10 protein-coding genes are annotated in these 14,670 nt (G+C 38.0%); 5 read left to right on the top strand and 5 right to left on the bottom strand.

The features are described from left to right. Window positions 1-54 precede the first annotated feature (54 nt). Window positions 55-1,761: an NFACT RNA binding domain-containing protein gene (locus BM057_RS02955; protein WP_092091373.1), complete on the top strand. Its 1,707-nt coding sequence runs from the start codon at window positions 55-57 to the stop codon at window positions 1,759-1,761. A gap of 218 nt (window positions 1,762-1,979) precedes the next feature. Here the strand turns inward: BM057_RS02955 and pyrR are convergent, their stop codons facing one another. From pyrR to lspA, 3 genes are all read right to left on the bottom strand, one after another. Further along, the gene (pyrR, locus tag BM057_RS02950) at window positions 1,980-2,528 is read right to left on the bottom strand and encodes a bifunctional pyr operon transcriptional regulator/uracil phosphoribosyltransferase PyrR (RefSeq protein ID WP_092091371.1); all 549 of its coding nucleotides are present in this window, start codon (window positions 2,526-2,528) and stop codon (window positions 1,980-1,982) included. A gap of 105 nt (window positions 2,529-2,633) precedes the next feature. Further along, entirely contained in the window at window positions 2,634-3,542 is a 909-nt protein-coding gene (locus BM057_RS02945) for an RluA family pseudouridine synthase (RefSeq protein ID WP_092091369.1), read from the bottom strand. Window positions 3,543-3,572: 30 nt separating this feature from the next. Then, complete coding sequence (gene lspA / locus BM057_RS02940) at window positions 3,573-4,043, bottom strand: signal peptidase II (RefSeq protein ID WP_047389892.1); 471 nt, start codon at window positions 4,041-4,043, stop codon at window positions 3,573-3,575. A gap of 267 nt (window positions 4,044-4,310) precedes the next feature. Here lspA and BM057_RS02935 point away from each other — a divergent pair, with 267 nt between their 5' ends. From BM057_RS02935 to BM057_RS02920, 4 genes are read left to right on the top strand one after another with little or no spacing between them, the layout of a single operon-like run. Next, a complete protein-coding gene (locus BM057_RS02935) occupies window positions 4,311-4,946 on the top strand; it encodes a YkyA family protein (protein WP_047389893.1) in 636 nt (211 codons plus the stop codon). A gap of 12 nt (window positions 4,947-4,958) precedes the next feature. Beyond that, on the top strand, window positions 4,959-5,183 hold the full coding sequence (locus BM057_RS11905) for a hypothetical protein (RefSeq protein ID WP_092091367.1): 225 nt from the start codon (window positions 4,959-4,961) through the stop codon (window positions 5,181-5,183). Between the two features lie 28 nt (window positions 5,184-5,211). Further along, entirely contained in the window at window positions 5,212-5,754 is a 543-nt protein-coding gene (locus BM057_RS02925; protein ID WP_092091365.1) for a polysaccharide deacetylase family protein, read from the top strand. Then, window positions 5,747-6,952, top strand: coding sequence for a putative glycoside hydrolase (locus BM057_RS02920; RefSeq protein WP_218147443.1), 1,206 nt, complete (start codon window positions 5,747-5,749; stop codon window positions 6,950-6,952). The genes BM057_RS02925 and BM057_RS02920 overlap by 8 nt, the downstream gene beginning before the upstream one ends. 269 nt (window positions 6,953-7,221) lie before the next feature. Here BM057_RS02920 and addA read toward each other — a convergent pair whose 3' ends face one another. Together addA and addB are read right to left on the bottom strand one after the other, a co-directional pair. Beyond that, on the bottom strand, window positions 7,222-11,001 hold the full coding sequence (gene addA / locus BM057_RS02915) for a helicase-exonuclease AddAB subunit AddA (protein ID WP_092091363.1): 3,780 nt from the start codon (window positions 10,999-11,001) through the stop codon (window positions 7,222-7,224). Further along, a complete protein-coding gene (addB, locus tag BM057_RS02910; protein ID WP_092091361.1) occupies window positions 10,998-14,615 on the bottom strand; it encodes a helicase-exonuclease AddAB subunit AddB in 3,618 nt (1,205 codons plus the stop codon). The genes addA and addB overlap by 4 nt, the downstream gene beginning before the upstream one ends. Window positions 14,616-14,670: the final 55 nt, after the last annotated feature.

Genomic DNA, 14,670 nt, shown 5'->3' with positions numbered 1-14,670 from the left:
AGCGCAGAAAGAGAAAGAAATCAGTAAATGCTTTAAAGGAAAGAAGGGATATTGATGTCTTTTGATGGTATTTTTACTCATGCTATGGTCAATGAACTGGCCACATTGCTCAATAACGGACGCGTGTCCAAAATCCATCAGCCTTATCAAAATGAAATCGTGATCGTCATGAGAGCAAATGGAAAAAATCATCGACTGCTGTTATCGGCTCACCCTAGTTACGCACGCATTCAGTTGACGGAAATTCCATATGAGAATCCTTCAACTCCTCCAAATTTTTGTATGGTAATGCGAAAACAATTAGAAGGCGCCATTTTAGAAGATATCCAGCAAACTGGGAATGACCGCATTGTTCATTTCCTATTCAAAAGCAGAGATGAACTTGGCGACGTTCAAAATGTCATATTGATCGTTGAGTTAATGGGACGCCATAGCAATATTTTCTTAGTAGAACAAGATTCGCTTCGAATTCTGGACGCTATCAAACATGTACCGACCAGTCAGAACTCCTATCGTTCGATTATGCCAGGTGCGCAATATATCGTACCGCCGCATCAAAATAAATGGAATCCATTTGATTTTCCAAAAAACAAGCTTTTTGAAGCCATGATTGATTTAACAGATAAATCGCTTCAAAAAAGAATCCAAACTGTTTTTCAAGGTATTGGGAGCGATACAGCTAAAGAACTGCAGTTTCAAGCTGACAATCAATCAGAGCGGCTAGCAGAAGTCATGGTTGCTTTCACAGATCAAGTTTCTTTACGCGTACGCCCTACCTTGACGAAAACAGGTAAAAAAGAACTATTTACTCCTGTTCCTTATCAAAGTTTGGATGGAGAATTGACCCATTATAATACCTTGAGTCAGCTTTTAGATGCCTTTTACATCAACAAAGCTGAGAAAGACCGCGTCAAACAGCAAGCAGCCTCTTTGATCCACCTGATTCAGACAGAACAGCAGCGGAACAAAAAAAAGCTGAAAAAATTGCAACGTACTTTAGAAGAAACCGAGCAAGCTGATGATTATCGCATTCAAGGTGAAATTTTAACAGCTTATTTGCATGAAGTGCAAAAAGGTCAACATGCTGTAACCTTACCTAATTTCTATGATGATAATAAATCTTTATCTATCACCTTAGACCCAAGAAAAACACCTTCTCAAAATGCTCAAAGTTTCTTTTCAAAATATCAAAAACTTAAAAATGCTGTAGCTTATGTCAACGAACAAATAGCTATTACAAAAGATGAACTGACCTATTTAGATTCTGTGTCAACTCAATTATCGCTAGCTAAACCAAAAGATGTTGAAGACATTAAAGAAGAGCTGATCCAGGAAGGTTATATTAAAAAGAAAAAGACAACGAAAAAAAGCAAAAAAAGAAAAACTGCCAGTCCGGATCGTTATACTGCTTCTGACGGCACATCGATCTTAGTGGGAAAAAATAATATCCAAAATGACCAATTAACCATGAAAACAGCTCGTAAATCAGATATTTGGCTCCATACAAAAAATATTCCCGGTTCGCATGTCATCATCGAAAGTCCAGATCCTTCAGATGAGACTCTCTTAGAAGCGGCAAATATTGCAGCTTACTATTCAAAATCACGTCTTTCTGCTCAAGTACCGGTCGACTATGTCGAAGTGAAAAAAGTAAAAAAACCAAACGGAGCAAAGCCAGGGTTTGTGATTTATGAAGGACAGCAAACCGTATACGTCACTCCAGACCAAGCACTTGTGGAAAGATTAAAACATTCCGATTAAGCTGATCAAACAAAAAAGACTTCAGAAAGTATGCTGAAGTCTTTTTTTCGGTTCTACAATATTTAACGTTGGTCTGTAAAAAATCAATTTTTTTAATGCTAAACTCTTTAGAATCCTATTTCTAGAAATTTCCTACGGTTGATGGGCTACTGAAATTTCTTTACCAACGTTAAAAGAGGAAGAACCTTTTTTTTGTGCAAAGATTGTTTCTGAAGTCATTATTTCAACTTTTGAATCAATACATGATCCATTCCATCCACTTCAGACACAGCTACTTTGATTTGTTCTTCAAAAGAGGTTGGGATATTCTTACCTACGTAATCTGCACGGATCGGCAATTCACGATGACCGCGATCAATCAACACCGCAAGAGAGATCTTGCTTGGTCGTCCAAGGTCCATCAAAGCATCTAAAGCGGCACGAACAGTTCGGCCAGTGAAAAGAACATCATCAATCAAAATCACTTGTTTACCTTCGATCTCAGTTGGCAAATCAGAACCTTTGACTTCTGGATCATCATGCACATTTGTATGCACATCATCTCGGTAAAGCGAGATATCCAACTCGCCAACTGGTACGTTGATCCCTTCTAATTGTTCTAATCTTTCTGCAATGCGGTTTGCCAGATAAATCCCTCTCGTTTTGATCCCTACTAAAACGATATTTTTGATTCCCTTATTGCGTTCGATGATTTCGTAAGAAATACGGGTCAATGCTCTCTTCATTGCTGCTGCATCTACAACCTCTACTTCAGATTGAATAGTCAATGTCAATTCCTCCTTATTGAATTTCTTCTCCTAACAAAAAATGAATGTCCTAAACAGATTGGCTGATCAACTGATTTCATTAGGAATTTTTTTCCATTTATTATTTTAATGCTGATGTTTTAGTTTTTCGATTGTTTGTTCAAAGATCTCTGGTAATGGCGCTTCAAACATCATCCATTCATTCGTTGTTGGATGAACAAATCCTAATTTACCTGCATGCAGAAATTGCCCTTTGCCTTTTAATGTTTTTCTTGGCCCGTAGACAGGATCACCTGCAATTGGATAACCGATATATTTCATATGTGTTCGTATTTGATGTGTCCGCCCTGTTTCCAACTGTAAAGAAAGCAATGTAAATTTCGGAAAACGTTCCAACACTTGAAAATGAGTCACGGCCTGTCTTCCTTCTTCCACGATTGCCATCATTTTGCGGTTCGTTTTTGACCGCCCAATCGGTGCATCAACTGTTCCTTTTTCATGTGGAATGACGCCGTGGACAAGTGCAGTATATTCTCGAAAAGAAGATTTATCTTTCAGTTGAGCTGCTAATTTTTCATGAGCATGATCATTTTTAGCAATCATCAATAATCCTGAAGTATCTTTATCGATCCGGTGAACAATGCCTGGACGAATCACCCCATTGATCCCTGACAAATCATCGATATGAAAAAGTAGTGCATTCACTAATGTTCCATCAGGATGTCCTGCAGATGGATGAACAACCATCCCTTGTGGCTTGTTAATAACAGCTACATCTTTATCTTCATAGACGATTTCAAGCGGAATCTCTTCTGCTTGGACATCTAACGGAACAGCTTCAGGTTCTGCTAGATAAATTTTGTCCCCTTTTTGAACCATATAGTTGCTTTTTACAGTTTGTTCATTGACAAGAAGATTTCTTTCTTTGATCCATTGCTGAACAGCTGAACGTGACTTCTCAGGCATCAACTCAGTCATTACCTTATCGATTCGTCCCTTTTGCTGTTCGATTGTGAAATGATATTCTTTAGCCATTTTTGTGCTCCTTTTTTCTTAACCTGTTAATCAATTTTTCTTTTTTGACTTTTTTTCTTCTTTTTCATCTAAAAATACATACAGAAGCAATAATAGAACGCCAATCGTTAAAGCAGAATCCGCGACATTAAAAATAGGAAAATGAACAAAATCTAACCGGATCATATCTACTACATATTGCAAGTGCAATCGATCAATAAAATTTCCTAAAGTACCCCCTAGTATAAAAGCCAATGAAATGGCAAATAGAGGTTCTCCTTTTGCATATTGATGCAAGTAATAAATGACGACTCCTGTAACGATAGCGGTAATGATATAAAAGAAGACCATCTTCCCTTCTAAGATACTCCAAGCTGCGCCATCATTTTGAATATAGGTCCATGAAACAACACCAGGAATAAATTCGATCGTTTCATATAAAGGGATATGCTGAACAGTCAAATACTTTGTGATCTGGTCGATTCCCACGATGACTGCTGCTATCAAGTAATAAACAAACATTTTTTTCCTCTCTCTCTTTCCGTTTCGTTCTCTATTTATTTTACACGATTCGTTCCTCAATAAACAGGGAAAGTTCATTTCCTGTTTTATCCTTGATTTTGCTATTCAAAACGAAATTGATTTAAAACAACTAAAAAGTAAAATTTCTATGTGAAAAGAGTGTTGTATTTGAGCCTGTTTATACATCTTTGTTATACTGATAGCAGTTTATGAATTATTGTTATTCATTAAACAATCAAAAATATGAACAAAAAAAGGAGTTTGTTTATGAAAAAAATAAGCGTTCCTCTAAGTTTGCTTGGTGTTTCCTTCCTGTTGGCTGGATGTGACACAAGCGCAAAAGATACTTTAGCTGTAACCGATACATTAGAGGAGAAAGAAAAAGGCATCGTTGAACAAATCAATGCTGTCACTGCTCAAGAAAGTCAGCTGCAAAAACAGTTTTCAGAAACATTGAAAAATGATAAAGAACTGAAAACTTTTAAAGATGATAGTTCAAAAGTCTTTGAGAATATCCAAAATCGTAAAGATGCTCTTGACACAATAGAAGAAGATGCTTCTGAGCTGTCGGATCAATCAGATAAGCTTAAAGACATCAAAGGCGAAGAACTTCCTAAACAAGACATGACCAATTTAGAAGAGAAATTAGATTCTGCTTCTGGCACATTAGATGAATGGTTGAAAACCTATAAAAAAGACTTGGATCAAGAAGAAAAATATTTCAAGTCCTTATCTAAAGAGGATGCTACTTACGAAACATTCACAAATGGTATTGATACACTGAATGGACAACACCAAAAATCAAACGAAACGTTAACACAACTCGACAAGCAGTTATCTGAATTAACAACTGCACGTTCTACTGTTGCAGAGAAAGTCCAAGAACAGGAAAACAAAAAATAGGAGTGAACAGTAATGAGAAAAATGATTTATGGCATGGCTTTATTTAGCACGGTTTTATTAGCTGGCTGCCAAACTTCTGATCAAGATGCTGCAGAACAATCAGCTTCAACGAAAAGCGAAACAGCCATGGAAACCAGTGCGTCAGACGCCTCTTCTGAAAATCAAGCAGATAGCTCTTCGGAAGAAGCAAAAGAACAAACTTTTCTTTATGAAGTAAACCCTGACAATAACCATTGATGATGCACCAGATAAACATGCAGTTGAAATGGCACAAAAATTAAAAGATATCAATGCACCAGCTGTTTTCTTTATCAACGGAATGTACATAGAGTCTGATGAAGGAAAAGAAGATTTAAAGAAAATTTATGACATGGGATTCGAAATCGGAAACCATACGCAAACCCATGCGAATTTAAAAGAAATTTCTGAAGAAAAGCAAAAAGAAGAAATCTTAAGAACGAGTGAATTGATTGAAGAAGTGACGGATGAAAAACCTCGCTTTTTCCGCGCACCTTTTGGAAGTAACACAGACTTTTCTCGCTCTCTAGCCAAACAAGAAAAAATGACATTGATGAATTGGACTTATGGCTATGACTGGGAGAAAAAATATCAAGATAGCGCAGCACTGAAAGACATCATGCTAAACACCGAATACTTGCGTGATGGTGCCAATCTTTTGATGCATGACCGGGATTGGACAAACGATGCTATCGTAGACATTGCTGAAGGACTTCGTGACAAAGGTTATACCCTTGTCGATCCAGCAACGATCATTTCTGAAGGAAGCGAGGACGGCCAAAATGAATAAAACTTTCAAACAACTTTCTTTCTTTGCAGCTGCTGCCTTTTTTATGCTGCCACTTCATGCGAATGCTGAAGAAAATGAAAAAGGAACCTTGCTGCAACTTCATCAAGGCGATTTACTAGAAACACCAGAAAAATTCCCTTCACAATTTACTTATGATAGTGGAATCAATATTGAATACCCTAAAGACGGAGTAAAAGGAATTTATGTCACTGGGCATTCAGCTGGTGGCGCAAAAATGAACCAATTAACAGATTTTGTTAATAAAACTTCTCTAAATGCAATGGTCGTCGATATCAAAGATGATTTTGGTGATTTAACATTTGATCTTCAGTCTGATGATCCATTGGTTCAAAAAAATACCAAAGATTATGTAAAAGACCCGAAAAAAATGATGAAATCATTCGAAGACAATCAAATCTATCCTATTGCTCGAATCGTTGTATTCAAAGATACACGTTTAGCGGAAGCAAAACCTGAGCTCACTTACACAAACAGTGATGGGTCTATCTGGAAAAATGGACGCGGCGAAGCTTTTGTCAACCCCTTCTCCGAAGAAGTATGGACGTACAATGTCGAAGTAGCGAAACAAGCTGCTAAATTAGGGTTCAAAGAGATCCAATTTGACTATGTCCGCTTCCCTGAAGGTTTTGAAACACGTTCAGATAATCTGCAATACACACAAGGAAAATATAAAGATATGGATTTAGATGACGTTCAAAAACGAGTAGAAGCTGTTACGGACTTTGTCAAATATGCACGCAAAGAATTAAAACCTTACGGCGTTGATGTCGGCGTTGATATTTTTGGCTACTCAGCAACGGTACCTGAAGCTCCAGGAATCGGCCAAAACTTTTCTAAAATCTCTGACAATGTAGATGTTATTTCTTCTATGATCTATCCAAGTCACTGGGGTTCTTACTTTGGCATTGCTAAACCAGATTTAGAACCATACAAATTAGTCACAGAGTATATGAAAGCTGAAAATAAAGTATTAGACGGCTTGAAAACACCACCTCAATCACGTCCATGGTTGCAAGACTTTACCGCTTCTTATCTAGGTGCTGGAAATTACCAACAATATGGTGCTCCGCAAGTTGAAGCACAAATCAAAGCACTGTCTGAAGCAGGTGTCAATGAATTCTTGTTATGGGACGCAGCGAATACCTATTCAACTGGCGTAAACTATGATATAAAATAAAACAAAAAAGCTGAGATGATAGCATTTTGCAACGCTTGCTCGTTAGATTCGTTTATCTAATAAGCAAGCGTTGTTTTGTCATCTCAACTCTTTTATATTGTTCATAAGATTCTTCATCTTTTAACGTTGGTAAAAAACATTTCTAACCAATAGGGTTTCAAATGGAAAGTCAAATATGTTGCCAGCGGTGAAAAAAGCTTATCTAACCTTCCAACAGTTTCTAATCATTTCTTTTAGTCCAACATCAAGATAAAAAGCATCTATTTATCTTATTCTACAGTAACGATTTCTCCATTATCTAATAAACATAGATAAGTATGTGTAACGGGCTTATTTAAAATTCTTTCTAAAGCTGTTCGATAAAGGCCCATTTGTCCTCGATACTTTTCAAGCATCTTCTCTCTTGCCTGTTCTCCGAGGTGTTGAACACGATCCGTTTTGTAATCAAACAAAATAGCATCCTCTTTATATTCAATAAATCCATCCATTATCCCATGGATCAAAATTTTATCTCCAGCCTTCTCTTCCATATCTGTGAAAATCAAACCAGCATCCATTAACAAAGAAAAAGGACGTTCTCGATAAACCAATTCATGGTCGCGCAAAATTTGTTGACCAAAAGTTGTATCAAAGAAGCGCTGAATCGTCTCTCTCCTGATTCTTTTTGCCACATCTTTTGTTAAGAGTCCTTTTTGGACCAGTGTCTGTATAGTTTTTTCAATTTGTTCTTCTGTCTGCTCTTGAGATAGGTCAATGGATTGCATAACCAAGTGAGTAGCTGTTCCGACCTCTGCACTGGTTGGTGCAGTGATCTGAGTCATGAAAGCAGGTCGTTCCAATCGATCTTGTGTATACCGATTTGAAAGCCGTGGCGCATTGATGTCGATTTTTGCCATTCGACCAGAATCATCCGGTTCTTCAAATAGACGTTTGACTTCAGAAACCGATTGATAACTTGTCGTACGTGTTGCTGCTTCATAATCGTATGTTGCTTCGATGAGGTGCATCGCTTCGTTTAAGGAACGAATATGAGCGTCATCTGTTAATTTGACCGTCTCCGTTTGATCTAATCTTTCTAACCATTGCTCATCGTCTACCGTTGATTCTTCTTTCATATTTGCTTTGAGTTCTTCTTCATTAACAAACGTGATCGAGAACGTTGCTTGATGATGACGGATCTCACCGTTGACAGCAGTTGCTGGCAGGTAATCATTTTTTGCTTGCGGATGTCTAACCATTGCTTGTCCGATCCACTGCATCAAACTATTAGCCGTCAAACGCATATCAGCGGGAAGAACGGTTGGCTGATGACTAGAGACAAGCCCCCATTCTTTCCAAGCAGCTGCTTCATTTTTATAGGAGCCTACTAAGAAGAGTTTTTCTTCTGCACGAGTCAACGCAACATAAAGCTTACGCATCTCTTCTGCCAGTAACAGCTTCTTCTTTTCTGCCTTTAATGCAATCTCTGGTAAAGTGGTATAACGTAATCGATAACGCAAATCTTTAAAATCTGTTCCCACGCCATAGCGTTCATTAAAAACATAAGCTTGCTGGGTATCTTGCAAATTAAAACGTTTTGAAAGATCTAAAACAAAAACGACAGGAAATTCCAATCCTTTGCTGGCATGGATCGTCATCACTCTTACAGCATTCTCATCTTCAGAGATCGCAGTAGGCTCTGCCAAATCCTTGTCTTTCTTTTGCATACGCTCAATAAAACGAACAAACTGAAACAAACCTTTAAAACTGGTTTTTTCATAGCTAGATGCCCGTTCATATAGCGCATGCAAATTGGCTTTTCGTTGGCGACCAGAACTCATCCCTCCGACATAATCCAAAAATCCAGTGTCTTCGTAGATTGTCCAGATCAGCTCGACGATTGATTCTCGACGGGCTTCTTCACGCCATTTTGTCAATTGACTCAAAAACTGTTCAATCTTAAGATAAAGCTGCTGATTGAAACGACCTCCCCGCTGCTCATTTCGATATTCATCATAAAAAGCTTTCACAGCATCAAAATAATCGCCCGTTTTTTTAGTGATGCGAATAGCGGCCAATTCATTTTCATCCAAGCCTACGAGTGGTGAACGCAGTACGCTGGCCAATGGAATATCTTGATACGGGTTGTCAATCACTTTGAGCAATGACATCATGATCGTGATTTCAGTTGTCTGGAAATAGTTTTGCGTATCGTTTACCAATAACGGAATGTCAAGTTGTTTAAATAGGCTTTGAATATCTGCATTATTTTTTTTCGTCGGCGTCAATAAAACAATATCGGCATAACGAATCGCTCGATTCCGTTTTAGCTGCTTATCATAAACTTGAAAGCCGGACTGTATCAGCTCATTGATTTTCTGTCCAACCATTGTTAATTCGCCTTCTGTTTTTGTATCGATCGAAAAATCTATCGGATCTTCCTCATCTATATCTTCCACTTCTTTTTCATAGATAAGGATTTCTGGTTGGTGGTCATCCGTTTTAGGGAAAGCAGTAAAGCCTTGAACGAGTTGAGCTGCATCGTCATAAGCCATTTGTCCCACCGAACGATCCATCAATTGAATAAAGAGCAAATTAATGAAATCTAAGACTTCTCCTCTGGAACGAAAATTGTCTGCTAAAATGATACGTTCACCTTTGTGATGATCACGATACTGTTCATACTTTTGCAAAAACAAACCAGGATCAGCTAAACGAAAAGAATAAATAGATTGCTTCACATCTCCAACCATAAATAAGTTGCCATCTTCCTCATTAGGGTGAGTCAACCAAAACAAAATATTTTCCTGCAATTGATTGATATCTTGGTATTCATCTACCATCACTTCTTTAAATTTTTCGCGGTAATGAAGACTAGCTTCTGTCCCTTGCCATTTTTCATCTTGGAATTGCGCCAGAATATTTAATGTCAAATGCTCTAAATCGTTAAAATCTAATACATGGCGTTCTCTTTTTCTTTCTGTATAAGCTTGGGTGAAAAGTCTTGTTACCCGAGCCATCTCTTGAATAAGCGGCAAGGTCTTTTTCATTCGTTCAACTTGATCAGCGGCAGAAGCTGAAAAATAATGTTCTTTCATTTCTTGGAAACGATTTTTGTATTGATCACGAAAAACTTTCATTTCGCCTGCTGCTTCTTTTATATCTTCATCTGCAGATCGCTTTGCTGCCTTCCATCTGTCAAAAACAAAAGAGCGGCACTGTTCAAAAACTTGTTCATATTGATCGGCTCGTATTCCTTCCAGTAACTGATTAAATAAGCTTGCTTCCTGAGTAGCGATTTCTCGTTGCTTATCAAGTTCGTCACTGCTTTCACCGATCTTTACTGCCGCAAGTGCTAACTCTGCTAAATTTTCTAAAATATCTATCAGCTGAGGCTTCAGTAAGTGCTGATATAATGTTCCATGTGTCAGTTGATCATCTTCCACCATATACAAATCGCCCAACTGGTTCAACCATGTGTCAGGATGTGGATTAGCACGTGCAAAATCATATAACGAAAAGATCAAGTCTGTTAAACCTGCATCAGAACGATCATTTGAATAAGAAGCGGTCAATTCTTTAAACAGACTGTTTTCTTCTCCATAAAGCTCTTCTCTCACTTCATTCCAAACATCTTCTTGAAGTAATGCAATCTCAGTATCATCTGTCAAAAGTCGAAAAACTGGATCAAGATCAATGAGATAGTAATACCGACGAATCACTTGCAGACAGAAAGAATGAATCGTGCTGATCGACGCCTGTGGCAGCAAAGCGATTTGTCTGATCAAGTGTCGTTTTTGTTCGAGATTATTTTCCTGTGTAATGGCCTGCTGAAGAGCAGACTGGATGCGTTCTTTCATTTCTCGAGCAGCTGCATCGGTATATGTCACGATCAGTAATTCATCAACATTTGTTCCTCGTTTGATTTTTTCAATGACCCGCTCGACTAAGACCGTTGTTTTCCCAGAACCGGCAGAGGCAGAAACAAGCAAATTATGACCTGACTCATACACTGCTAACCACTGGTCATCTGTGAAGCGGCTATTTTCTGGTTTTAAAGGAATCTTCATTCTTCCACCTCATTTTCGTCTTCTTTCATTTTTTCAAGAAACTGTTTATTCGGTAATTTTTCTAAACGATAGTAATTATTTTCCGGCAACATGGCATCAAATAACGAAACAGCTCGTAAAGGTCCATTAACAGAGGCAATAAATTGTCGTTTTTCATAAACAGGACGCAGCGTTGTTTCCCCATTCAAAATGCGATTTCCTGCATCTACAATGAGTTTTTCATTATGCCGACGCAAAGTCTGCATTTCGTCTAAAGTAACAAAATGTGCTGATTTGACATCGCCATTTTTATTTTGTCTAAAAGGAAAGAGCAATGAAGATTGACTTGGTTCAATTGACTTATCCAGCGCCAGCAAGACATCTGGATCATCCAACAGCAATCCTTCCATTTTATACAACTTCAGCAATGCTTCCCGATAAGCCTCTTCATTTTCCACATCAGCTGCCTTGAGGAAAGGATTTTTGACATGCAGATAAAAAGCTCCTGCCGGTAAAGATTCGTAACCTGTCAGATCTTTTGCGTGTCTTAGCGCAATATCGAGATATGTCAGCATCTGCATGGCTAATCCATAGTATGCTTCCTGATAATTGAAGGTGTGTTTACTAGATTTGTAGTCGATGATGTTTAGATAATGCTGATCTTTTACAGTCATTTGATCGACCCGATCGATTTTTCCTCTTACATATAAGTGGTTGCCATTGTTTAGAGCATAGTCTAATCCCGGCACCCCCTTCTGCATGCCGATACGACCAAACAAGACTTCTGTTTGGACATTTTGCATGTTAGAACGTCGACTTTGATTGGATAGCGCCCAAGCCATTTGTTTCACCGTTTCTTCAAGTTGTTCGCGGATGTAGGCCATCCGATGAGAAGCTGTTAAGATAAGGTACTTGTCTTTTCCTTTTAACGTTTCAAAGAGGTTATCCGTGAGCTGGTCTAATGTTCGCTGATCAAGCTGTTCCAAAGAAAGATCTTGATTGATCAACGACTTAAACAGCAAATCCAATGCATCATGGAAAAACTCTCCTGTTCCTGCAGAAGTTAATTCAAACTGATCTCTTTCCTGCAGTTTTAATCCGTAACGAAGAAAATGTGCATAAGGATCTTGATAGAATGATTCCAGTTGAGATACAGACAAATACAAGTCTTTTCCGTATAGCTTTTCAGCAATCTCTGTCTTAAGCGGCTTGGGGATGTTCTTTCTAGTTAAGCTATCCAACAAACGATAGAATTTTTTTGAAGTCTCTTTATTTCGTTTAAAATATTGGTATAAGGATACCCAGACAGGATGCAACTGCCCTTTTTCATCTTGTTCTTTCCTCATCACCATTAATAACTGTCCCATAGTACTGTCTTTTGAACCAATAAAAGAAAAAATATCCTTTTTATTAGGTGCAGGTAATGAGACGATATCAGCAGCTTTCGTTTCGATAGGCAATCCAAAGTAACGAACAATACGTTCAATATAAGGAGAGATTTTTGGTCCTTCTTTTGCATCATCGCTGGTTGGATAAGTGAGATAGAGCTGATCTGAAGAATCTAATAATGCCTGATATGCAATAAACGGCTCTGAAGCCATCTGAGATTCAGCAGAAGGCCTTAAGTACTTATCATCTTCCAGCTGACGATCTAACAACATACGGTCTTCTTCTGTTAAAATACTCGTGTTTTCAATTTGAGCGGGCATTTTTGTATTGGTTACGCCTAGTAAAAAGGTTACTTTGGCCGTTCCCACACGTGTACCCGTAAAACTTGAATAAATCACTTGATCGATGCTTGGCGGAACGATGCTATAGGAAGCATTTTCAAATCCGGCTTGGATAATATCTTGAAAACTCGTTATTTCAAAAGATTGATCACCTAAAACCTCTACAAATTCATCTACAAGCTGAATAAAAACTTGCCAAATCTGTTCGTGTCTCCTTGCTGTCTCTAAGTCATCTTGTTCAATCGACTCATCGCGCCAAAACAAAAGCTGATCTGGAACACCATTTTTTTCTAAAAATTGATACAGTACTTTTGCTGCTTCTAATCCATTTTTTGCTTTATCTAGCTTATTAAAAAAAGGCGTCAATAAATGATTGAGAAAATCCTTTACTTGATTAGCTGTTTCTTGAATCACAAGATCAGCGTCTGATTGAAAATCATCTTCATCATAATGAAAACGCGTGTAATGCCAAGGTTCTTTTTTCGTCCAATGATATCCCTCATAGCCGTAAGCCAATACGACATTCTCAGTTTGATCGATTTTTTCACGAAAATTGGCTGCCTGTTGCTGCTGAAGACGAATGCGTTCCCCACGCTCGATCGGCAAATCAGCAGAAGCTTGAGGGATCAGCAATTCTGTTCTTAACAGGCGCAGTACATCGCCATAGCGCCAATTGTTTTTTTTGATCAAAAATAACGCTTCAAGCAGTTCACTAAAAGGATGATTCGACATCACATCTGCACTGTCAATAAAGGTCGGGATTTGATTTTGACTAAAAGTGGGCTGTAAAAGAGTCAGGTACTCTTGAGGATCACGAGTCAAAACTAAAATGTCTTTATATCGATAAGTTCCGCTTGTAACCAATCGATGGATTTCATTTGCAACATGGGTAACTTCGGCCTGTTTGTTTTCGGCAGCCCAAACATGAATACATCCATTCATCTGATCCGCTTGTTCTTTGTCAAAAGCTGAAACAGGTGACAAGGCGTTGCTCTTTACCCAATATTCTTCCAATAAATTCAATTCTAAACAGTAATCGGTGTCTATTGCTTGGATGACCCGATCTGTGTGCACCTTGATTTGATGCTGACGTGCTAAGTGATAGAGTTTGTAGTAAGTTTCCCCTGTCATTTGAAATAATTCATACATTTCAGGTCTTTCATGAACATAACCTTTATCTAACGTCAGCGAAATGGTTACTTTTTTCGTCTGATTCATTAATGCAAGGATCAAATCTTGTTCTTGAGCAGTAAATTGGACAAAGTTGTCAATATAAACGGTTGTATGTGACAAATCTAATGTGTAAATTTTTTCTGTCAAAGCTTCCAAAATATCTTCTGTCTCAATAAACTTACCTGTTAAAGCTTCTTCAAACGCATGATAAATCAAAGCAATATCTTTTAGCTTCAATTTAAAGTCTGTTTCTTGAGGACTCTCTCCCAACATTTGGATAGTTTGGTATAAGTCGTCTTCTTGTACTCGTCCGCTGCGCAGCTCCAAAAAGAGGTCTGTCAGTTTCTGAATAAAACCATTTTTTTGTGCTTCTCCTCTAAAAATCGTTAATTCTTCTTCATAATCGATCAACAATTTTCGGACAAGCATGGCTAATCCTGTATTTGTCAGCTGAGGCTTCGCATACAGATCACTATCTTTTAACAAATACCAAGCCAGCCGGCTGAAGCTGAATACTTGCAACCGCATCATTCCAATGATCGATTGTTGTTGCTGGTTTTCTTGCCCACCAACTTTTTCGATCACATTCATTTCTGCTTGGAATTTGATATGTTCAGGAACTAAGTAAAAGATTTCTGCTGTTGTATCATTTTTTAATTCATCTGCAATTTCATCTAACATCGTTTGTCGTTTATTTGTGTTTGCTCTTCCTAGTACAAACTGTAATCCCATAATGCTCCCACCTACTTTTCATGGTTTAAACATGCTACGTCTATTTTATCATACT

It is taken from the genome of Pisciglobus halotolerans (assembly GCF_900113675.1).
Classification (GTDB): Bacteria; Bacillota; Bacilli; order Lactobacillales; family Carnobacteriaceae; genus Pisciglobus; species Pisciglobus halotolerans.
The sequence above is the reverse complement of the archived record's forward strand: the minus strand, read 5'-3'. Positions and strand labels throughout refer to the sequence as shown.

Excerpts from the sequence above, each read along its gene's own strand:
- lspA (WP_047389892.1), bottom strand. The coding sequence starts at position 4,043 with ATGTTTGTTTATTACTTGATAGCAGCAGTCATCGTGGGAATCGACCAG.
- BM057_RS11905 (WP_092091367.1), top strand. The coding sequence starts at position 4,959 with ATGAGAAAAATGATTTATGGCATGGCTTTATTTAGCACGGTTTTATTA.
- BM057_RS02945 (WP_092091369.1), bottom strand. The coding sequence starts at position 3,542 with ATGGCTAAAGAATATCATTTCACAATCGAACAGCAAAAGGGACGAATC.
- BM057_RS02920 (WP_218147443.1), top strand. The coding sequence starts at position 5,747 with ATGAATAAAACTTTCAAACAACTTTCTTTCTTTGCAGCTGCTGCCTTT.
- addA (WP_092091363.1), bottom strand. The coding sequence starts at position 11,001 with ATGAAGATTCCTTTAAAACCAGAAAATAGCCGCTTCACAGATGACCAG.
- BM057_RS02955 (WP_092091373.1), top strand. The coding sequence starts at position 55 with ATGTCTTTTGATGGTATTTTTACTCATGCTATGGTCAATGAACTGGCC.
- BM057_RS02925 (WP_092091365.1), top strand. The coding sequence starts at position 5,212 with ATGGCACAAAAATTAAAAGATATCAATGCACCAGCTGTTTTCTTTATC.
- BM057_RS02935 (WP_047389893.1), top strand. The coding sequence starts at position 4,311 with ATGAAAAAAATAAGCGTTCCTCTAAGTTTGCTTGGTGTTTCCTTCCTG.
- addB (WP_092091361.1), bottom strand. The coding sequence starts at position 14,615 with ATGGGATTACAGTTTGTACTAGGAAGAGCAAACACAAATAAACGACAA.